The organism is Streptomyces sp. M2CJ-2, assembly GCF_016757295.1.
GTDB lineage: Bacteria > Actinomycetota > Actinomycetes > Streptomycetales > Streptomycetaceae > Streptomyces.
The window spans coordinates 1-21060 of the sequence record NZ_JAESIF010000003.1; the positions used below are offsets into that span (position 1 = coordinate 1).

Below are 21060 nucleotides of genomic sequence, written 5' to 3' on the forward strand. Positions count from 1 at the left end.
ACAGGACTGGCCACCCCATCCAGCGCCTTGGACCACTCGTCCAGTTCGTCATTTCGCATAACTTCGAAACTATCCCCGGGTGGCCTACTTTCGCAAACCTCTGCCAGAACCACGCATCAACACCGCGTGAATGATGCACAACCGCACGAACCAGAGGGACTTGGAGCACACAAACCTGCTCGCCGACACCAGCCGTCCGCATAACCCGTGCCGAGTCGCGCAGCGAGCGATCTGCGGCTGCCCGGCCAGGCACGCCAGACGGCCGACTCGTGTTCCGCGTCTTCGACGCTTTGCACCAGAGCCCGTACGCCGACACCGCCCTCGCGGAGTTCATCCGTGAGCCCATCGTGCAGGGCACCCACGAGGGCCTGGACGCCGCCCGCGCCCGCGGCGCCCGACTCGGCCGCCCGCCGGCCATGACCGAGGAGCAGGTACGTGCCCGAGTTGAAGGACGGCCGACTCGCACTCACCGAGGCGACGGCAGGCCCGGAACTCCCTCGGCTTGTGAAGTCGGTGAAGCAGATTCGTCGTTTGCGGCTGGGACGATCCGGCTGGCCAATTCCGGGTTATCCGGCGAGGGAGAGGTCGAGGCGGGCCAGGTGCCCGGTTCGGGTGCGGTCGAGCGGGTGGCCGTTCCACCAGGCGTCGAGACGGAGCAGGTTCAGCGCGACCGCGGAGAAGGCGTGTTCGAGGTGTGTCTTGGGCAGGCCGCGGTAGCGGGCGCCTCGCATGCCGGTGACCGCGACGGCCTGGTGGATGGTGCCCTCGATGCCGGCGCGGGTGCCGTACTTGGTGCGCCACTGCTCGCTGCTCTGTTCGGCGCGGGCCTGGTCGAGGGCTTCTTGCCGTTTGCGGGGCTGGAGGAAGAGCGAGCGGCCTCCGGTCCTGGAGCGGGTGCACCGGTCACGGACGGGGCAGGCCTGGCAGGTCTGCTTGTCGAACTTGACGACGATGGCCGGCGTCCCGCGCTGGCTGGCGGGACTCCACCAGGTGCTGGTGCTCCCGCGCGGGCAGACGGCCTGGCGCTTGTCCCAGTCGATGGTGAAGGCCGTCCGATCGAATCCGGCACCGGCGCGGGCCTGGGACGAGCTGTTCAGCAGCACCGGGGTGACCAGGGGGACGCCGAAGTTGCGTTTCACCGCGACGATGAGTTCGGCCGACGGGTAGCCGGAGTCGAGGAAGTGCTCGGCCGGCAGTAGGTCACGGGCGGCCAGCATCTGGTGGATCGGTTCGGTCATCTCCGCGTCGGTGACCGTGGCGTCGGTGGTGGCGATGTTGGTGATGATCCGGGGCGCGGGTTCGCCGTCGGCCGGGTCAGGTACCGGATCGTCGCAGGTCTCGCTGATGTGGACCTTGTACCCGGTCCACCAGGAGCCTTGCTTGAGGCCGTAGCGTGCGTCGGTGTCGTAGGGAGAGGCGAGGCGGAGCCTGCCGGGCGGGAGATCCTCGCTCTCCCGCCGCTTCACCTCCGTCCCCGCCTCGGTGACGGTGCGGTGGTAGTTCTGCATCCATACCGTGCGCAGCACCCGCAACGCCGGCAGATCACGCAGCCACACCGGCGCGGCCGGCGCGTGGACCGCCTCCAGGAGTGCGAATCCGTCCCGGCCGTAGACCAGGGCCATCTCCGCGCGCTTGGCCTTCGAGGCAGGCGGGTGCCACGAGTCGGTTCGCGGCCCGTACCGTTCGGCCCACTCCCGAACCGGCACCGCATCGGCCAGCCAGTCCGGGGCGGCACAGGCCAGAACCTCCAGCGCGGCCCGCAGCGTCTCCCCGGCGAGTTCCAGCCGGTTCAGGTCCCGGACCGCGGCCAAGACCCGGGTGGAATCGGTGCGCTGCTTGCCACCGGACTTCACCAGGCCCCGGTCCCTCAGCGAGGACAGCAGGAGTTCGAGCGCCTTCTCCTCCAGGCTGTGCTCCACCAGACGGGCGCGGAACTCCGACAGGACCGAGGCGTCGAACCCGGGATCGTCCAGCTCCAGGCCCAGCGCGTACTTGAAGTCCATGCCGTAGCGGACGCGATGCGCCGCCGCGCGGTCGGTGAGATTCTCTACGAACTGCAGCACCGTCACCAGGGCGAGCCGGCCCGGCGACCAGCCCGGCCGCCCCCGTTCTGCGAACGCCTCGGCGAACTCGGTGTCCGGGAACAGCTCGCCCAGCTCATCGCGGACCCGCATCGCCGGCGGATACGGCCCACGGGCCGCGACCGCGCGAGCCACCTGCGCGGTCAGCTCCGGCACCTGCGGCCAAGGCCGCGACTGCATCGAGATCCAGCACCCCACCCGCAACCGGAACGGCAAAACGGTCGCCACCCTGGCCAACGAGCCGTCACACCGGACGGCACGGAATTAACCAGCAGGATCGTTACCGTGTCCGTTGGGATGCAGGACCACCTTGGTCCAGCCCTCGTCACGGGCGTCGAAGTGCTCGTAGGCGGTGGGGGCCTCGTCCAGGCTGAGCTCGTGGGAGACGACGAAGCTCGGCTTCGCCTTCTCGCCGGCGATCAGGTCCCGCAGCGCCCGGTTGTACTTCTTCACCGGCGCCTGCCCGGTGCCCATGCGCTGGCCCTTGAACCACATCATGCCGAAGTCGATCGGGACCTTGCCCTGCGCCTCCAGCTCCCCCTGGGCCTCCGCGCCGCCGGGGTCCTGGGGCAGGAACACGCCCACCACGCCGATGTCGCCCGTGAACCTGACCGAGTCGATCAGGCCGTTGAGCGTGAGGCTGGCGTCCTCGTGTCCCTCGGGGTCGTGCGCCTGGTAGCCGACGCATTCACAGCCGTTGTCGGCGCCCAGACCGAGGGTGGCCTCCTTGACGACCTCCGCCGGCTTCTGCTCGGCGGTGTTGATCGGGATGGCCCCGATCTCCTCCGCCTTGCGCAGCCGGTCGGGCTGGTGGTCGGCCACCCAGACGCGGCCGGCGCCCTTGAGGAGGGCCGAGTAGGTCGCCATCAGCCCGACGGGACCGGCCCCGAAGACGATCGTCTGGTCGCCCGGTTTGACGCCGGCCATCTCGGTGGCGTGATACCCGGTGGGGAAGATGTCGGCGAGCATCACGTAGTCGGTCTGCCGGTCGGCGGCGTCCTCGCCCAGACGCAGCGCGTTGAAGTCGCCGTAGGGCACGCGCAGCAGCTCCGCCTGACCGCCCTGGTAGGGGCCCATGTCGGCGAATCCGTAGGCGGCTCCGGCGAGGGCCGGTTCCGGCTGCATGGTCAGGCAGTAGTTGGTCAGACCCCGCTCGCACTGCTTGCAGAAGCCGCAGGCGATGTTGAAGGGCAGGACCACGTACTGGCCGACCTGGACCTTGCGGACGGCCGAGCCGACCTCCACGACCTGGCCCATGTTCTCGTGTCCCAGGGTGCGGCCAGGCTCGAACGAGGTGCGGCCCTCGTACATGTGCAGGTCCGAACCGCAGATGTTAGTGGTGGTGATCTTGACGATGATGTCGCAGGGGTGCTCGATCTTCGCGTCCGGTACGTCCTTCACCGTGACCGTTCGCGGTCCTTCATATACCGCTGCTTTCATGATTGCTTCCTTCGGTGCCCCGGCATGACCGCGACACGGCGGCGATGGAGACGGCACAAAGAGCCCGGCTCCCGGAAGTTGGTACGACGGGGCCCGTGGCTCCGGCATGCCTCTGCGGGCCGTTCACCCGGATCGGGTGGAACGGTGGTGCCGCCAGCCCGCCAGGCGGAGCTTCGGCGGCGTAGCGTCCGGGTCCCCGTCGGCCCCCGACGCGAAACGACCACGCACCGATCGATCAGCTGATGAAAACGAACTAGTCACCGTGGTCGTCCTGCAGCACGCGGCGACGTTCCTGTTCGCGCTTGGAGTAGGCGGCTGCCCGGATCGCTTCGTCGCTCTCCAAGCCTGATCCGAGCGCGCCGCCCACCGTGGCGACCGAAGCGACGAACCAGGACAACGTCCAGTACTCCGTGGCGTGCAGCGGGGTCCGTGTCATGGAAGCGAACACTCGGTCGTTGAGGATGAACAGCGCCCACACCAAGTTGATGACCATCAAACCCACGTAGCAGACGAGCACCCCGATACCCACGGTCACGACCGTCGAGGCGTTGTAGAGCCGCGCCCTCAGCCTCGCCTCCCGTGAAACCTCTGTCGAGCGATCCCACAGCTGCGCGTCCACGATCAGCCAGCCGATCATGAGCCCGACCGACCCGACCATGGCGATCACGAGGCGCGGCGTGCTCAGGGCCTCGGCCAGGCTCCAAGTGGTGGAGTTCACGGTGGCGACGGCCCCCGTGGCGAGTGCGGCCGCCAGGGCTTTCGACAGACCCGGCACCAACCGCCACGGCCGGTTGGCGCGGACCATACCGACGAGCATCCTGAGGTAACCGCGCGGCCCGCTGACGACGTACCGCAGATCGGCGGTCTCCTGTTCACCGACCGGGCCCGGATGGATAGGCGCAAGACGACCGGCAAAGGGCCCCAGAAGCGGCTGACTCTGCGGAGGTCTTTCAGCCCCAGTGGCTCGCGGACCCGCCAAGCTGAGCACGGCTTCTTCCACCGCCCGCCGGGCCCTCGTCTGCAGACGCAGGCCCCCCAGCGAAGGGAGGGAGAGCAGCGCCAGGCCGTGTTCGTGACTCAGATCCACAACGAGCTTGCGCCCGTGTGAGTGCAGCGGAAGGTCGGTGAGGGCCACGACGATGTCCCAGTTCTCCGCACCTCCGCGGTCCATCATCCGGCGCATCAAGGTGGGCGGGTCCTCCGTCCCCGAGGTGAAGGGCTCACTGACCACCTCGACCTCGAACCGTCGCCCCTGGCCCGACTTGTCGGCGAGCCGATCAGGAAGTGTCCGGGCCATGCGCTGCGCGATCTCCGTCGGCGCGTCCGGATCCGCCAGGAGAGTCACGACCGTAACGCCCTGCGACGACACCCGCATGACCGGACCCTTCTAGTCGGCTGCCCCCGCGATCGCAAGTGCCCACAGGATGCCCCCGGGGTGGCGTCGGCGCCACGTGACACGCTGGCCCCCGCCGGCAGGTGCAGGCGGTACGGCCAGATCTCCTCGTCCTCCCAGTACAGGGCCTGCTCTCACCACCAAGGTCACGATCGCGTGCGTCACCGCGAACACCCGTTCCGGCACCACCCCGGCCCGCACCACACGCCGCGCCACCGGCCGCCCGTTCGGTGTCCAACCCGGAAGGACGGATCGGTCCGTGCCCACTGCACGTCAGACAACGGCACACCCAAGCCAACGACCGGCTGATCCAAACGAAACGGGCCAGCCGCCCAGCTCGAACGTATTCAGCACACACGAGGTCGAGAAAGCTCGTGCACACGTGAGAACTTGGGAGCACCTTTTCGCAGCCCACGCGCCCCACCGTCGACGTTACCGCAGGTCACGACCCTCACCTGGGGAAACTCCTTGAAGCGGGTGTCGCAGATAGGGCGCTTCGACAGCGCAGGCGACCTCGGCCACGCAGTAGGTGCGGCTCGGCCGCTCCAGGGCACATCCAGGGCACATGAGCCTGGAAAACGGCGTTGACCGGTGAGAACTACGTAGAAAAGTTTTCCCAGGTCAACGCACATTCCCCCATAAGACCCCAGGTCAGCGCCCTGCCCCTCCCATTCGCTGCACGAGTGGCAGGACTTCTCGCACCGGCTGCACGAGGCGGGGCATCAGGCGTACTGCCTGGTGTGGCCCTGAGCCGGGGCTCCTCGGTCGTCGGGCGGGGTTTTCGGACCCCGCCCTCCGTATGTCCCGAGGGGGCCCGCCGGGCGGCCGGGGCGTACGGAGGGCACACGGGTCCGGCGGGGGCGCCGATATGCCCCGGCTTGTGAGGCCGGGTCACGCCGGACGAGTGCCTTGACGCTCCCTCCCGCGTCCAGGAGAACACGCAGGCGTAGCCTGCTGGCTCGATCATCGCCGCGTGAGCGGCGGTCGGGCCCGGGTGGGAGGAACGTCATGGGTGCTGCTCCGGCGTTGGAGGAGCTGCGGGAGGTCTGCCAGCCGCAGGCCAAGCTGGCGAGCCGGAACGGCGAACACTGGGCGGGCCGTCTCTACATGCGCCGGATCTCGCTGCGAGCGACCCGCCGGCTGGTGCGTACCCCGGTCACCCCGGACCAGCTGACCTGGACCATGGTCGTGTGCGGGGTCGCCGCCGGCGCCGCGCTGATGATCCCCGGCCTGACCGGTGCGGTCCTCGCCGTGGTCCTCATGCAGCTGTTCCTGCTCTTCGACTGCGTGGACGGAGAGGTCGCCCGCTGGAAGGGCCAGAACAGCGCGACCGGCATCTACGTCGACCGGCTCGGCGCGTATCTCGCCGACGCGGCGCTGCTGGCGGGTGCCGGCTACCGGGCCGCCGAGTCCGGCTTCGGCGGCTGGCTGTCGGTGGGCATCGCCACCGCCCTCGGGGTCGTCCTGCTCAAGGCCTCCACCGACCTGGTGGACGTCGCCCGCGCCCGGCGCGGGCTGGCCGTCGCCGACGACGAGTCGACCCGCCCGCGCTCGCAGGGCGTGGCCACCGTGCGCCGCATCGCCGCCGCCTTCAAGATCCACCGGGTGACCAACGGCATCGAGGCCTCCCTCGTCCTGCTGGTCGCGGCGGTCGCCGACGCGGTGACCGGCGGCATCGAGCCGACCCGCTGGGCGCTGGGCGCGCTGGCCGTGATCACCTGGCTGATGGTCCCGGCCCACCTGCTGTCGATCCTGTCCTCGTCGCGCCTGCGTTGACGCACTCCGAGACGTACTCAGGCTCTTCAAGGCCCGGGACGTCCGGGAGGGCGGGGCTCAGGCAGGACCCCGCTCCCGGGCGGCGCTCGTGACGAGGTCCCGCAGCCGCTCCGTGTACAGCAGCAGGTTCTTGTGCGCCATCTCGGTGTCCGGGTGGCGGCTCGCGAACCACAGGCCCTCCCGGAGCCGGGTGACCCACGCGCACACCTGGTCGCCGTACGACACCCTGAGCAGCCCGTACGCGTTCAGGTCGGTCCAGCGGTCGGAACCGGGGATGTCGCGGGAGTCCGCGTACGAGACGATCGAGTACAGGTCGGGGGACGTGGGGCGGAAGTCCGTGCCGAGCAGGCGCAGCACCCGGTCGATGGGCATCCGGGACAGCCGCCGGTTGGCGTGCAGCGCCTCGCGCACGGTGCGCAGCGCGCTCGGGAAGTCGGTCGCCCGCTCCACGGGGATCTCGATCGGCGCGCCGCCGACGTACCAGCCCACGGATTGCGACCACCGGGACCTGGTCCGGGTGTGGAACGGCACGACCGTGCGGTAGACGGGCTCCCCACCGATCTCGTGGACGATGAGCGCGGTGGCGGCCAGGATGCCGACCAGACTGCCGCCCTGGGAACGGCAGTACGCCTCGAACCCGGCGGCGTCGGCCGCGCCCACGAGCGGCTCCCGCATGAGCTTCTGCTCGGGCAGTCCGTCACCGGGCGTCAGACCGAGGTCGACGGGGAAGGACGGCAGCCGCCCGTCGCACCGCTGGATGAACTCCCGCCAGCGGCCGACGATGTCGTGGGTGCCGTCGATCCGGTCCGCCTCCGCCCGCTCGGCCTCGCAGAAGTCGACATAGCTGCCGACCGGGGGGTGCTCCACGGCCCGGCCCGTGAGGCCGGCCGCGTACAACTCGTGGATCTCGGCGGGGATGCGGTAGATGGAGTAGGCGTCGACGTTGCTGTGGTCGAAGGCCATGTACACGCTGGTGCCGTCGTCGTGGACGACCGCCGTGTAGATGAGGTTGGGCCAGCGCAGCGCGTCGGCCGTCGCGTCGAAGCGGTCCTGGAGGTGGCGGGTCAGCCGGGTCGCGTCCGGGAAGTCGCCGACGTCCTCGCGGTGCAGCGACACCTCCTCCGGGGCGAGTGTGAACCGGCGCATCGGGGTGCCCGCGTCACCGGTCCAGCGGAAGCCGCTGCGCAACGTCTCGTGCCGCAGCGTCCAGCCGCGCAGGGCCTCCTGCAGCACGTCGAGGTCGACCGGGCCCGGGATGTCGAAGGCCGCGCCGAGCCAGGTCGGCACGAACAGGCCGTCGTCACGGACGGACCGGGCCGTCCTGATGTGGGACTCCTGGATGTATGCCGGTGGCCGCGCGTCCTCCGGCAGCACGGCGGCGATGTCCACGGTCCTCGGACTGAGTGTCCACTCGACGAGCCGTCCCGGCCGGATTCCGCACCGTTGGATGTCGGTCATTCGCACGGGGGCGTCTCCGTTCGCAGATGAGACAGACCCGATCAGGGGAATGCCGTTTCCACGAGCTGATACGCGACGTGTCGGCGCTTTTCGGCGAAACGGATGGCTCCCCGAACGACGTTGCGAAGGGCGCCCGATGCCGTTGGCCGGACCCCGGCCGTCCGTGCCCTGGCCGTCCTTAGCCGTCCTTGCCCTTGTCGCCCTGGCTGTCGTCCGGGTCCCGGTCCTTCTCCTCGTTCAGCGACTTGAGGAAGTCGGGGTTGTCGTCCGGGGCGACCCACTGCTGCCGGCCGCCGCCCCGGCTCCAGGCGGAACCGATCTGGCCGCCCGCGCCCATCGGATGCCGCTTCTTGCCGGCGATGATCCACGAGATGGAGCCGACGAGCGGGAACAGCAGCACGAGGATCGCCCACAGCGGTTTGGGCATGTGACGAATGTCCTCGTCCTTCGTGCTGATGCAGTCGATGAACGCGTAGACGCTCAGCGCGAGGGGGACGAGGAACATCAGCACCCGGAGCATGGGCCTCTCCAGAGAAGGGGTCGTCGGGGACGTCGGCACAGCCCCCAGGTACAGGCCCAGGGTAACCGTTCGGGGATACTTGGCCCCATGGCTTACGACGATCTTCGCTCCCTGCTCAGGGCCCTGGAGCGCGAGGGCGACCTCAAGCGCGTCAAGGCAGAGGTCGACCCGCATCTCGAGGTCGGTGAGATCGTCGACCGGGTGCAGAAGGCCGGCGGTCCCGCACTGCTCTTCGAGAACGTGCGCGGCTCGAGCATGCCCCTCGCGATGAACGTGTACGGCACCGACCGCCGGCTGCTGAAGGCGCTCGGCCTGAAGTCGTACGGCGAGATCAGCGAGAAGATCGGCGGTCTGCTCAAGCCCGAGCTGCCCCAGGGCTTCATCGGTGTGCGCGAGGCGTTCGGCAAGCTCGGCTCGATGACCCACGTACCGCCGAAGAAGGTGAAGGACGCCCCGGTGCACGAGGTCGTCCTGCACGGCGACGACGTGGACCTCGACCGGCTCCCCGCCCTGTTCACCTGGCCCAAGGACGGCGGCTCCTTCTTCAACCTGGGCCTCACCCACACCAAGCACCCCGAGACGGGCATCCGCAACCTCGGCCTGTACCGGCTCCAGCGCCACGACAAGCGCACCATCGGCATGCACTGGCAGATCCACAAGGACAGCCGCAACCACTACCAGGTGGCGGCCCGGCGCGGTGAACGGCTCCCGGTCGCCATCGCCTTCGGCTGCCCGCCCGCCGTGACGTACGCCTCCACGGCGCCGCTCCCCGGAGACATCGACGAGTACCTGTTCGCCGGGTTCGTGCAGGGCAGGCGGATCGAGATGGTCGACTGCAAGACGGTCCCGCTCCAGGTCCCGGCGCAGGCCGAGGTCGTCATCGAGGGCTGGCTGGAGCCGGGGGAGATGCTCCCCGAAGGCCCGTTCGGCGACCACACCGGCTTCTACACGCCGCAGGAACCGTTCCCCGCCCTGAAGATCGACTGCATCACGATGCGCAAGCGCCCGCTGCTCCAGTCGATCGTGGTCGGCCGGCCGCCGACGGAGGACGGCCCGCTGGGCCGCGCCACCGAGCGCTTCTTCCTCCCCCTCCTCAAGATCATCATTCCGGACATCGTGGACTACCACCTCCCCGAGGCGGGCGGCTTCCACAACTGCGCGATCATCTCGATCGACAAGAAGTACCCCAAGCACGCCCAGAAGGTGATGCACGCGGTCTGGGGCGCCCACATGATGTCGCTGACCAAGCTGATCGTGGTCGTCGACTCCGACTGCGACGTGCACGACCTGCACGAGGTCGCCTGGCGCGCGCTCGGCAACACCGACTACGCCCGCGACCTCAGCCTCGTCGAAGGCCCCGTCGACCATCTCGACCACGCCTCCTACCAGCAGTTCTGGGGCGGCAAGGCGGGCATCGACGCGACGAAGAAGTGGCCCGAGGAGGGGTACACGCGCGACGGCGGCTGGCCCGACATGGTCGAGTCCGACCCGGCCACGGCGGCGCTGGTCGACCGCCGCTGGAAGGAGTACGGACTGTGACGTCGGCCTCCGCCGCGCTCCCGCGGCAGCCGGGGCGCACGAGGGCGTTCCTGCGCCTGGTGATGATCGAGCACTCGGTCTTCGCCCTCCCCTTCGCCTACATCGCGGCCCTCACCGCGATGTACGAGTGGGACGGGAACATCCACTGGGGCCGGCTGCTCCTGGTCACGATCGCCATGGTCGGCCTGCGCACCTTCGCGATGGCCGCCAACCGGATCATCGACCGCGAGATCGACGCCCGTAACCCGCGTACCGCGCACCGCGAGCTGGTCACCGGCGCGGTGTCGGTGAAGCACGCGTGGACCGGCGCGCTCATCGCCCTCGTGGTGTTCCTGGTCGCGGCGGCCCTGCTCAACCCGCTCTGCCTGGCCCTCGCGCCGGTCGCGGTGATCCCGATGGTGGTCTATCCGTACGGCAAGCGGTTCACCGACTTCCCGCAGGCCATACTGGGCCTTGCCCAGGCCATGGGGCCGGTCGGCGGCTGGCTGGCGATCACCGGCGCCTGGTCCTGGGAGGCGGTCGTCCTCGGCCTCGCGGTCGGCATCTGGATCGGCGGCTTCGACCTGATCTACGCCTGCCAGGACGTCGACACCGACCGCGAGGTCGGCGTGAAGTCGGTCCCGGCACGCTTCGGCATCCCGGCCGCCATCTGGGGTGCCCGCGCCTGCCACGCCGTGACGACGGCCCTGTTCGTCTGGTACGCGGTCCTCACCGACGCCGGAGCCTTCTTCTGGCTGGGCCTCCTGATCGTCGCGGGCGCCTTCGTCTACGAACACACCATCGTCCGCCCGACCGACCTGACCCGCCTGAACCGTGCCTTCTTCTCGACGAACGGCTTCATCGGCATCAGCCTCTTCGTCTGCGCACTGATCGACCTTTTGGTGCGGGGACTCACCTTGTAGTCCTTCCAGGCGGTCGTGCTCGATGTTCGGCTGTGGGAGAGCGAGCGGACCGTAGGCTCCCCTCGTGCTCCCCGCTCCGGGGATGTTCCGAGCGCCATGCCCATGAACCCGTTCACGCTCACCTGCTCCCCGCGCATGCGGGGATGACTGTTCGGAGCCGTCGGCCTGGGCAGGGCGCGCGTACCGGGACGCGGTCTCACACGGTGAGTGCGCCCCGGCGTTCGGGTGCGCGGCGGAACAGGAAGGCCGCCGCCACGCCGGCCAGCAGGCCGATGAGGTGGCCCTGCCAGCTGACGCCGGTCTGGCCGGGGGCGATGCCCGCGAGGATCGAGCCGCCCCAGACCGCGCCGACCAGCACCCCGACGACGACGCCCATCGGCCGGCGCTCCACGAAACCACTGCACAGCAGGAAGCCGAAGAGGCCGAAGATCAGGCCGGAGGCGCCCGCGGTGTTGGTGTGCGCCGGGGCTATGAGCCACACACCCAGCCCGTCGGCCACGATGATCAGCGCGCACACGGCGGCGAACCGGCGCAGGCCGCCGAGGGCGGCGAGGAAGCCGAGCACCAGCAGCGGCACGCTGTTCGCCGCGACATGGGCGAAGCCGAAGTGGACGAAGGCGGAGGGGACGACGTCGACCAGCTCCGAGGTCGTGCGCGGCACGACGCCGAAGCCGTCCAGAGCATGGCCGGAGGCCGTGTCGACCACTTCCAGCAGCCACAGCAGCGCCACCCAGGCCGCCATCACCACGGCCGCCGTCTTCGCCCGCTCGCGTCCCGACCACGATGAACCGGTGTTGGACACGGCAACCCCCTCCGTCTGATCGTCCGCCTGGGGAACGGACCGGCCCCTTGCCCGGTTCCCACCCCACCATGCCGGATAGGCTCGGTGTCGTGAACCATCTCAAGCCAGGAGAGACGACCCGGACGCCTTGGATCCTGGGGGTGTCCGGCGCTTCCGGCACGCCGTATGCGGCTGCCGTGCTCCGTGCGCTCCTCCAGGCGGGGGAGAGCGTCGACCTCGTCGTCAGCCGCGCCTCGCGGCTCACCCTGCTGGACGAGACCGGCATCTCCTTCAGGGACGCCCACTGGCGCGACGACCTGCGGGAATGGCTGTCCCGGGGGGCGGACGGCAAACCCGGCACCTTCGCCGTGGACCTCGACGGCGTACGGCACTGGGCCGCCGGCGACCTCGCGGCGGGCCCCTCCTCCGGCTCGTACCCGAGCAAGGGCATGCTGATCGTGCCCGCCTCCACGGCCTGTGTGGCCGGGGTGGCGCTCGGGCTGTCCAAGGACCTGTTGCAGCGGGCGGCGAGCGTGGTCCTGAAGGAGGGGCGCAAGCTGGTCGTGGCCGTCCGGGAGACCCCGCTGAACGGCCAGACCCTGCGGCACCTGGTCACCCTCGACGACGCGGGCGCGGCCGTGGTGCCCGCCTCACCGGGCTTCTACGCGGGCGCGACGCACATCCAGGACCTGGTGGACTTCGTCGCCGGACGCGTGCTCGACGCGGCGGGCGTCGAGCACCGGCTCTACCGCCGGTGGAAGGGCGAACTCGGCGGGGGATCCACCCGTACCGAGTGAGCCCGAGGAGGCCGGAGGTCCCTCAGAGCCCTCCGCGTCCGTGGAGCCCGCCGCGGCACCGGCACCCGCAGCATCACCAAGAGCACCAGCAGCACCACCACCCGAACCACCTCTCAGCTCTCAGCAAACTCCAGACTCTTCAGCGGAAGGCTTCGATCGCATGGACGCGGTGGACAGGCAGCTCATCCAGGCCCTGAGAGAGAACGGCCGGGCCTCCTACGCCGAGCTGGGGCGCCTCGTCGGACTGTCGGGCCCCAGCGTCACCGACCGCATCAACCGGCTGGAGGCGGCCGGCGTCATCACCGGCTACCGCGCCACCGTGGACGCCGCCTCACTCGGCCTCGGGGTGACGGCCCTGATCGGCATCTCGCTCTCCGACGCCGCCGACCACGAGGACGTGGCGCAGCGGCTGAAGGACCTGAGGGAGATCGAGGACTGCTGGTTCATCGCCGGCGAGGACTCCTACATGCTCAAGGTGCGGGCGGCCGACGTGGACGGGCTGGAGCGGACCATCCGCCGGCTGTCCGGCACCAAGGGCGTCTCCCGGACCCGCAGCACCATCGTGCTCTCCACGAAGTGGGAGAACCGCGTCGGTGAGCTGCCCGAAGAGGTCGGGTAGCCGGGGCGTTACGGTTGGCGGAGTCTGTCTCAGGGAAACTCAGGAAAGGGGTATCGGCATGGACGTCGGGCTCAAGCGCGAGCTGGAGGAGAAGGTCCGCTCCGGTGAGCGGCTGTCCCGCGAGGACGGCATCGCGCTGTACGAGTCGGACGACCTGGCCTGGCTGGGCGGACTGGCGCACGAGGTGCGGACGCGGAAGAACGGCGACGTCGTCCACTTCAACGTCAACCGCCACCTCAACATGACCAACGTGTGCACCGCCTCCTGCGCTTACTGCTCCTTCCAGCGCAAGCCGGGGGAGAAGGACGCGTACACGATGCGCATCGAGGAGGCGGTGAGGCTCGCGAAGGAGATGGAGGCGGAGAACCTCACCGAGCTGCACATCGTCAACGGGCTCCACCCGAACCTGCCGTGGCGCTACTACCCGCGTTCCCTGCGCGAGTTGAAGGCCGCGCTGCCGGACGTGTCCCTGAAGGCGTTCACCGCCACCGAGATCCACCACTTCGAGACCATCTCCGGGATGTCCGCCTCCGAGATCCTCGACGAACTGATCGACGCCGGGCTCGAGTCCCTCACCGGCGGCGGCGCGGAGATCTTCGACTGGGAGGTCCGGCAGCACATCGTCGACCACCGCACCCACTGGGAGGACTGGTCGCGGATCCACCGGCTGGCGCACGAGAAGGGGCTGAAGACGCCCTGCACCATGCTCTACGGCCACATCGAGGAGCCCCGCCACCGCGTCGACCACGTGCTGCGGCTGCGTGAACTCCAGGACGAGACCGGCGGTTTCCAGGTCTTCATCCCGCTGCGCTACCAGCACGACTTCGTGGACATGAAGGACGGCAAGATCCGCAACCGCCTCCAGGCCAGGACGCAGATGGCGACCGGCGCCGAGGCGCTGAAGACGTTCGCCGTCTCCCGTCTCCTCTTCGACAACGTCCCGCACGTCAAGGTCTTCTGGGTGATGCACGGCGTCAACACCGCCCAACTCGCCCTCCAGTACGGCGCCGACGACATGGACGGCTCCGTCGTCGAGTACAAGATCACCCACGACGCGGACGACTTCGGCACGCCGGACAAGCTCACCCGCGAGGACCTGCTGGACCTGATCCGTGACGCCGGCTTCCGTCCCGTGGAGCGCAACACGCGGTACGAGATCATCCGTGAGTACGAAGCCGCCGACCCCGCCCGCCGCGAGTCGCCGCAGCCGATGCGGGTCTGAGGGAGAATCCCTGCCGTGCCTCTCGTTTTCACGCTGGATCCGCCCGTCACTCCAGAACTCCGTGACGGCATACTGGAGTTGTGGGTCGACGTCACCGACGCGGGCGGCGCCGTCGGCTTCGTGCCACCGGTGACGCGGGACGAGGTCCGCCCGGAGCTGGTGCGGCAGTTCGTGGCGATGGCCGAGGAGCGGTCCCGGCTGCTCGTCGGGTACGACGAACAGGGGCGGGTGGCCGCGACGGCGTTCCTCACCCTCAACACCCACCGGCTGATGACCCACTGGCTCTGGCTGTACACGGTGATGGTCCACCCCCGCCACCAGGGCAAGGGATACGGCCGAGACCTGCTCGCCGCCGTGGAACGGGCCGCCCGCACCCTCCCCGGCATCGAGGGGATACGGCTCACCTGCCGCGGCGGGCTCGGCCTGGAGCGCTTCTACGGCGCCTGCGGCTACAAGGAGGTCGGCCGGATCCCCGGTGCGATCCGGGTGGCCCCGGGCGACGAGCGGGACGACGTCGTCATGCTGCTGCCGCTGGCCTGACACCCCGCCCGGGGGCTTCGGGGGTGGGCGTGCTTCACTGGAGGATGTCCCATTGGGACACGTTCTGACCGTTCGTCCGGGAGAGTGGATGAGATGCTCCGCTACACGTTGATGCGCTTCGGGATCTTCGTGGGCTGCCTCCTGGTCGTCTGGGGCCTCGTCTACACCGGCCTCGCCCCGCGCGGCCTCGGCGACTCCAACGGCCTGTGGATCATCCTGCTCGCCCTGCTGATCTCGGCCCCGATCAGCCTCGTCGTGCTGCGCAAGGAACGGGACCGGGCCTCGGAGCGGATCGTGCGGCGGGTCGACCGGGTGAAGGCCAACCTGGAGGCCAACCGCAACCAGGAGGACGTGGCCGACGACGCCGCCCGCACCCGGACGCAGAGCCAGACGCAGAACCAGGCCCAGAGCCAGACCCAGCAGGGGCAGGCGCAGACCTCGTAGGCGGTGTGAGGTGTAGGCGGTGTGAGGTCCCTCACCCGTGCGCCGCTCCGCCCCAAGTGGTCCGGCACCCCGGTTTCCGTAAAACCCATGGAAACCGGGGTGCTTTGTGTTGTGCGGGTGCTTTTCGATCTCCACCTCTCAAAGTAAGGCTATGGGAGTCTCAAAGGGCAGGTGTTAAGGTCGTGGGGTGAAGTCAGCAGCCGTGTTCCCCACACCCCGGAGGGTCCCCCTCGTGGCGCGCCTGCACGTGGACCTCTGCCGGGTCACCACCGCGAACTGTCGCCCCTGACGTTCCCGGAGCCCTGACGTCCTGACGCCCACGGAGGCCCGGCCCTCCCGTGCGCGGCGCTTCCCGCGTCCTCGGTGCCCCGCTGCCCCGGCGCTACGTCCTGTCCTCACGCACTCCCCCCTCCCCGCAACGGAGCATGTCCGTGTCCACGAACACGAAGCCCTTCAAGCTGCCCATGAGGGCCCCCTTCTGGGCCCAGATACTCGCCGGCCTCGTCCTGGGCGTCCTGCTCGGCTGGCTCGGCCGCAGCCAGGACGTCACCTGGCTGGTCACGGCCCTGGAGAAGACCGGCGGCATCTTCATCGGTCTGCTCAAACTGGCCGTGGCGCCGCTCGTCTTCTTCGCGATCCTGGTCTCCATCACCAACCTGCGGAAGGTCGACAACGCGGCCCGGCTGGCCTCGCGCACCCTCCTCTGGTTCCTGGTCACCTCGCTGATCGCGGTGACCATCGGCCTCGTGATCGGCCTGGTCACCAACCCCGGCGCGGGCACCGGACTCACCCCCGCGGACGGCGGGATGCCCGAGAAGACCGGCTCCTGGATCGACTTCCTGACCGGCATCGTGCCGACCGACGTGATCACACCGTTCACCGAGCTGAACGTGCTGCAGATCGTCTTCCTGGCCGCCGTCGCCGGTGTCGCGGCCCTCCAGCTCGGCGAGAAGGCCCAGCCGATCCTCACCCTGAGCGAGTCCGTCCTCGAACTCCTCCAGAAGGCCCTGTGGTGGGTCATCCGCCTCGCCCCGCTCGGCACCCTCGGCCTCATCGGAAGCGCCATCGCGACCTACGGCTGGGGCCTGATCGGCCAGTACGCGACCTTCACCGTCGACGTCTACATCGGCTGCCTGATCGTCATGTTCGGCGTCTACCCGGCGCTGCTCGCGGGCGTCGCCCGGATCAACCCGATCCAGTTCTTCAAGGGCGCCTGGCCCGCGATCCAGCTGGCCTTCGTCTCCCGCTCCTCCGTCGGCACCATGCCGCTCACCCAGAAGGTCACCGAGCGCCTCGGCGTGCCGAAGGAGTACGCCTCGTTCGCCGTCCCGTTCGGGGCGACCACGAAGATGGACGGCTGCGCCGCGGTCTACCCCGCCATCGCCGCGATCTTCGTCGCCCAGATCTTCGACGTCCCGCTGGGTGTGGGCGACTACCTGCTGATCGCCTTCGTCTCGGTGGTCGGCTCCGCCGCCACGGCCGGCCTCACCGGCGCGACGGTGATGCTGACCCTCACCCTCTCCACGCTCGGCCTGCCCCTGGAGGGCGCCGGCCTGCTCCTCGCCATCGACCCGATCGTGGACATGATCCGCACCGCGACCAACGTCGCCGGGCAGGCCCTGATCCCGGTCGTCGTCTCCGCACGGGAGGGGCTGCTCGACCGCGACGCCTACGACTCGGCCCACTCCTCGCCCGTCGACACCACCCCGGCCGAGGAGCCCGGGCGGGTGCCGGTCGCCGCGGCCTGACCGGCGCCGGACGCCCCGCAACGACGGGCACGTCGCGACGTGCCCGTGGCGTCCGTCGCCTCCGTGGTGCCCTCCCGGCGGGACCGGGAGGGCACCACGGGCCCGTAGGCTGAGCCGTATGGGTGCCGTGAAGAGCAAGCGGATACCGCGGGCGGTCCGCGAACAGCAGATGCTGGACGCCGCCGTGCGGACCTTCGGCCGACGCGGCTACACGGCCGCTTCGATGGACGAGATCGCCGAACTGGCGGGTGTGTCCAAGCCGTTGGTCTACCTGTATCTGAACTCCAAGGAAGAGCTGTTCACCGCGTGCATCCGCCGTGAGGCGACGGCGCTCGTCGAGGCGGTGCGCGCGGGCGCGAGCCCCGGGCTGCCCGCGGACCGCCAACTCTGGTCGGGTCTGACGGCGTTCTTCACCCACACCGCGCGGCACCCGGACGCCTGGGCCGTGCTGCACCTCCAGGCCCGCACGCACGGCGAGGCCTTCGCCGCCGAGGTCGCCACGATGCGCGCGGAGGTCGTGGCCTTCGTGACCGAGCTGATCCTCGCCGCCGCCCGTGAGGCGCACCAAGACCCCGACCTCCCCGGCGGCGAGATCTCCGGGCTCGCGGAGGCCCTGGTCGGCGCCGCCGAGGCGCTCGCCGACTGGGCCAACGCCACCCCCGGCGTCACGGCCCGGCAGGCGTCGGCCACCCTGATGAACTTCTCCTGGGAAGGGCTGGGCGACCTGATGGCGGGCCGCCGCTGGTCACCGTCGGACGGCGCGGAGGGCAGTACCGCCGATCCCGGCCCGGTGGCTCACGCCGGGCGGACCTCTCCGGTCAGGTGAAGGCGGTCGCCGGGGCCGCACAGCTCGAAGCGCCCGTCCTGAGCCCCGTACGTCACCGCGCCCGGCAGCAGGACCGGGGCCTTGAACTCGGCGCGCACCACCACCGCCTCCGGGAGGCCGTGCGCGGCGAGGCAGCGGGCCACCGTCCACATGCCGTGCGCGATCGCGCGGGGGAAGCCGAAGAGGCGGGCGGTGAGCGGGTGCAGGTGGATCGGGTTGCGGTCGCCGGACGCGGCACCGTATCGCCGTCCCGTGTCCCCGGGCAGGCGCCAGGCCTCGACGACGGGCAGCGGCCGCCGCGCACCCGGTTCCTCCTCCCGGTGCGCGGCGGGCCGCCCCGATGTCCGGTGCCGGGCCAGATACGTGCTCCGCGACTCCCACACGAGGGCGCCGGCCGAGGTCCGTACCTCGGTGACCAGCGTGGCCTCCGTGCCGCGCCGGCGCGCTGCCAACCCCTCGACGTACACGCTCAGTTCGTGCGCCCCGGTGACGGGCAGGGTCCGGCGTCGGGTGATCCGCACCGAGGTGTGGACGAGTCCCGGCAGCGGCAGCGGGAAGTCCCGGCCGCTCATCAGCCGCACGGCCACCGGGAAGCCCAGCACATGCGGATACGTCAGCGGCAGCGCGTCCTCCCCGGTCGGGAAGCCGCAGACCCGCTCGTACGCCGCCAACCGCGCCAGATCCACCCGTAGTCCGGGCAGCACCAGCCGGGTGCGGGGGAACGCGGCGTCGGGGCGGGGCCGTTTGAAGAGCGACAGCGCCGCGCCGCGAGCCAGGAGCGGCGCGAGGGCGGGGGAGCGGGTCAGGCTCGGGTGGCGGTCGGCCATGTGCGGCTCCCGGCGGGGTGTGAGGGCTCACTCGCTGCGGACCCTTCGCTTACTCTGGAGTAAGGTTACCGGAGGTAAGGATGTGGCGCGGGTGAGCGCCGGAGCGCCGGTGAGCGCTTCGGTGTGCGAGGCGCGTACGTCATCGCAGCAAGCAGTTCCGCCGCACGCCCGACACGCCCGAGGAGTCGCCCGTGTCCGCTGTCCCTTCCTTCTCCGCCGCCGGTGCCGCCCACGGCGCCCCCGTCCTGGTCGAGCCGGAGACGCGGCGGCTGGACGGGGTCGTACGGGAGGCGGCGGTACCGCCGTTCGCGAAGCCGGTACGGCACGGATCGCTCGCCGACCTGCCCTTCGACAACGCTCACGCGACCCCGGACGCGGTGGTGCTGAGCCGCCGCACCGGACGGACCGGGGGCACCGGGAGCACCGGGGACGGCAGTTGGGCGGACGTGACGGCCGCCGAGTTCGCCGGCCAGGTCATGGCGGTGGCCAAGGGCCTCATCGCCGAGGGCCTGACCCCGGGCGACCGGATCGCCGTCATGGCCCGCACGATCTACGAGTGGACGGTCCTCGACTTCGCCGCATGGGCGGCCGGACTGGTCACCGTCCCCGTCTACCCCACGTCCTCCGTCTTCCAGGCCCGCTGGATCCTGCACGACTCGGGCGCCGTCGCCCTGATCACGGAAACGACCGCCCAGGCCGCCGCCATCGGCCCCGAACTGGAACACCTCCCCGACCTTCGGCATCTGTGGGTCGTGGAGAAGGGCCACGTCGAACGGCTCGCGGAGACCGGCCCGCACCTTTCGGACCAGGAGGTGGAGGTGCGCCGGGGAGTCCTCGGCCCGGACAGCCTCGCCACCCTGATCTACACCTCCGGCACCACCGGCCGGCCCAAGGGCTGCGCCCTCACCCACGGCAACTTCTTCGCCGAGGTGGACAACGCCATCGAGCTGCTCTACCCGGTTTTCAAGGCTCGGACCAGTGAAGAGGCCTCCGTCCTCCTCTTCCTCCCCATGTCCCACGTCTTCGGCCGCATGGTCGCCGTCGCCTGCGTCCGGGCCCGGGTGCGGCTGGGCCACGCGCCGAGCCTGAAGGCCGAGGAACTGCTCGAGGACCTGGCGAGCTTCCGGCCCACCTGCCTGCTGGCCATCCCGTACATGCTGGAGAAGATCTTCAACACCGCCCGCGCCGGGGCGGAGACGGGCAGGCGGGCCCCCGCCTTCGACCGCGCGGCCTCGGTGGCACGCCGCTACGGAGAGGCGGTCGACGCCCACCACACCGGTGCGGGCCACGGCCCGAGCGGCTCACTGAAGATCGCCCGCGCCTTCTACGACCCGCTGGTCTACCGCCGTGTCCGCAACGCCATGGGCGGCAGGGTCCGCTACGCCATCTGCGGCGGCTCCCCGCTCGGCCGCCGCCTGGCCGCGTTCTACGCCGGCGCCGGCATCGAGATCTTCGAGGGCTACGGGCTCACCGAGACCACGGGCGCCTCCACGATCACGCCGCCGCTCCAGCCCCGCCTCGGTACGGTGGGCTGGCCGCTGCCCGGCACCAGGATCCGTATCGCGGCGGACGGCGAGATCCTCGTCGCGGGCGAGCACGTACTGCGCGGCTACTGGGACCTCCAGGCCGGCGGAGTCGTCCCCGCGGCCCCCGACGGCTGGCTCGCGACGGGCGACCTCGGCCGGCTGGACGACGAGGGCTACCTGATCATCACCGGCCGCAAGAAGGAAATGCTGATCACGGCGGGCGGCAAGAGCGTCGCCCCGGCACCGTTGGAGAACTGGCTCCGGGCGCACCCCCTGATCTCCCAGTGCGTGGTCCTGGGCGACGGCCGCCCCTACGTCTCCGCGCTGATCACCCTGGACCTCGACGGCATCACCCACTGGTGCCGGATGAACGGCAGGCACCCGGTCCCGGCCGAGCTCCTGGTGGACGACGAGGAACTGCGCGCGGTCCTGCAACGCGCGATCGACGAGGCCAACAGGATGCTCTCCCGCCCCGAATCCATCCGCCGCTTCGCCGTCCTTCCCCACGACTTCACGGAGGACGCGGGCCATCTGACCCCGTCCATGAAACTGCGGCGCGACGCGATCCTCCGCGACTTCGCCGAGGAGGTGGAGGGGCTGTACAGGGGATAGGGGAGGAAC

At 70.3% G+C, this 21060-nt stretch carries 19 protein-coding genes; 12 read left to right on the forward strand and 7 right to left on the reverse strand.

The features are described from left to right. Positions 1–566: 566 nt before the first annotated feature. From JL475_RS04310 to JL475_RS04320, 3 genes are all read right to left on the reverse strand, one after another. Positions 567–2261 (reverse strand): IS1182 family transposase, encoded by a 1695-nt coding sequence (locus JL475_RS04310; RefSeq protein ID WP_237406209.1) that lies wholly within the window; start codon positions 2259–2261, stop codon positions 567–569. A gap of 84 nt (positions 2262–2345) precedes the next feature. After that, a complete protein-coding gene (locus JL475_RS04315) occupies positions 2346–3521 on the reverse strand; it encodes a glutathione-independent formaldehyde dehydrogenase (RefSeq protein WP_202275417.1) in 1176 nt (391 codons plus the stop codon). Positions 3522–3774: 253 nt separating this feature from the next. After that, on the reverse strand, positions 3775–4896 hold the full coding sequence (locus tag JL475_RS04320; RefSeq protein ID WP_202275419.1) for a hypothetical protein: 1122 nt from the start codon (positions 4894–4896) through the stop codon (positions 3775–3777). Positions 4897–5922: 1026 nt separating this feature from the next. Here JL475_RS04320 and JL475_RS04325 point away from each other — a divergent pair. Beyond that, positions 5923–6690, forward strand: a complete 768-nt coding sequence (locus tag JL475_RS04325; protein WP_202275421.1) for a CDP-alcohol phosphatidyltransferase family protein — start codon at positions 5923–5925, stop codon at positions 6688–6690. A gap of 57 nt (positions 6691–6747) precedes the next feature. Here the strand turns inward: JL475_RS04325 and JL475_RS04330 are convergent, their stop codons facing one another. Both JL475_RS04330 and JL475_RS04335 read right to left on the reverse strand, forming a co-directional pair. After that, the gene (locus JL475_RS04330) at positions 6748–8154 is read right to left on the reverse strand and encodes a condensation domain-containing protein (protein WP_202275423.1); all 1407 of its coding nucleotides are present in this window, start codon (positions 8152–8154) and stop codon (positions 6748–6750) included. Between the two features lie 172 nt (positions 8155–8326). Continuing rightward, a complete protein-coding gene (locus tag JL475_RS04335; protein WP_202275425.1) occupies positions 8327–8668 on the reverse strand; it encodes a PLD nuclease N-terminal domain-containing protein in 342 nt (113 codons plus the stop codon). Positions 8669–8755: 87 nt separating this feature from the next. Between JL475_RS04335 and JL475_RS04340 the strand changes: the two genes are divergently transcribed. Then, a complete protein-coding gene (locus JL475_RS04340) occupies positions 8756–10207 on the forward strand; it encodes a menaquinone biosynthesis decarboxylase (RefSeq protein ID WP_202275427.1) in 1452 nt (483 codons plus the stop codon). Further along, positions 10204–11109 carry a menaquinone biosynthesis prenyltransferase MqnP gene (gene mqnP, locus JL475_RS04345; RefSeq protein ID WP_202275429.1) on the forward strand — a complete coding sequence of 302 codons (906 nt, stop codon included), beginning with the start codon at positions 10204–10206 and terminating at the stop codon, positions 11107–11109. Before JL475_RS04340 ends, mqnP begins: the two co-directional genes overlap by 4 nt. A 196-nt stretch (positions 11110–11305) precedes the next feature. Here mqnP and JL475_RS04350 read toward each other — a convergent pair whose 3' ends face one another. Continuing rightward, positions 11306–11911 carry a rhomboid family intramembrane serine protease gene (locus tag JL475_RS04350; RefSeq protein WP_202275444.1) on the reverse strand — a complete coding sequence of 202 codons (606 nt, stop codon included), beginning with the start codon at positions 11909–11911 and terminating at the stop codon, positions 11306–11308. Between the two features lie 89 nt (positions 11912–12000). On the opposite strand from JL475_RS04350, the gene JL475_RS04355 reads away from it, so the two are divergent. From JL475_RS04355 to JL475_RS04385, 8 genes are all read left to right on the forward strand, one after another. Continuing rightward, positions 12001–12687 carry a UbiX family flavin prenyltransferase gene (locus JL475_RS04355; protein WP_202275456.1) on the forward strand — a complete coding sequence of 229 codons (687 nt, stop codon included), beginning with the start codon at positions 12001–12003 and terminating at the stop codon, positions 12685–12687. Positions 12688–12847: 160 nt separating this feature from the next. After that, complete coding sequence (locus JL475_RS04360; RefSeq protein WP_202275458.1) at positions 12848–13306, forward strand: Lrp/AsnC family transcriptional regulator; 459 nt, start codon at positions 12848–12850, stop codon at positions 13304–13306. A 58-nt stretch (positions 13307–13364) separates the two neighbouring features. Further along, positions 13365–14528, forward strand: a complete 1164-nt coding sequence (gene mqnE, locus JL475_RS04365; protein WP_202275461.1) for an aminofutalosine synthase MqnE — start codon at positions 13365–13367, stop codon at positions 14526–14528. Positions 14529–14543: 15 nt separating this feature from the next. Beyond that, positions 14544–15068: a GNAT family N-acetyltransferase gene (locus JL475_RS04370; protein ID WP_202275463.1), complete on the forward strand. Its 525-nt coding sequence runs from the start codon at positions 14544–14546 to the stop codon at positions 15066–15068. 93 nt (positions 15069–15161) lie between these two features. Further along, entirely contained in the window at positions 15162–15512 is a 351-nt protein-coding gene (locus tag JL475_RS04375) for a DUF4229 domain-containing protein (RefSeq protein WP_202275466.1), read from the forward strand. A gap of 202 nt (positions 15513–15714) precedes the next feature. Beyond that, a complete protein-coding gene (locus JL475_RS41670; protein ID WP_360593891.1) occupies positions 15715–15801 on the forward strand; it encodes a putative leader peptide in 87 nt (28 codons plus the stop codon). Between the two features lie 136 nt (positions 15802–15937). Next, entirely contained in the window at positions 15938–17260 is a 1323-nt protein-coding gene (locus JL475_RS04380) for a dicarboxylate/amino acid:cation symporter (RefSeq protein WP_202275469.1), read from the forward strand. A 118-nt stretch (positions 17261–17378) separates the two neighbouring features. Further along, positions 17379–18086 (forward strand): TetR/AcrR family transcriptional regulator, encoded by a 708-nt coding sequence (locus JL475_RS04385; RefSeq protein WP_202275472.1) that lies wholly within the window; start codon positions 17379–17381, stop codon positions 18084–18086. Here the strand turns inward: JL475_RS04385 and JL475_RS04390 are convergent. Beyond that, on the reverse strand, positions 18056–18913 hold the full coding sequence (locus JL475_RS04390) for a MaoC/PaaZ C-terminal domain-containing protein (protein ID WP_202275475.1): 858 nt from the start codon (positions 18911–18913) through the stop codon (positions 18056–18058). The genes JL475_RS04385 and JL475_RS04390 overlap by 31 nt on opposite strands. Before the next feature lie 191 nt (positions 18914–19104). Between JL475_RS04390 and JL475_RS04395 the strand changes: the two genes are divergently transcribed. Further along, on the forward strand, positions 19105–21051 hold the full coding sequence (locus tag JL475_RS04395; protein WP_202275478.1) for a long-chain fatty acid--CoA ligase: 1947 nt from the start codon (positions 19105–19107) through the stop codon (positions 21049–21051). Positions 21052–21060 lie beyond the last annotated feature (9 nt).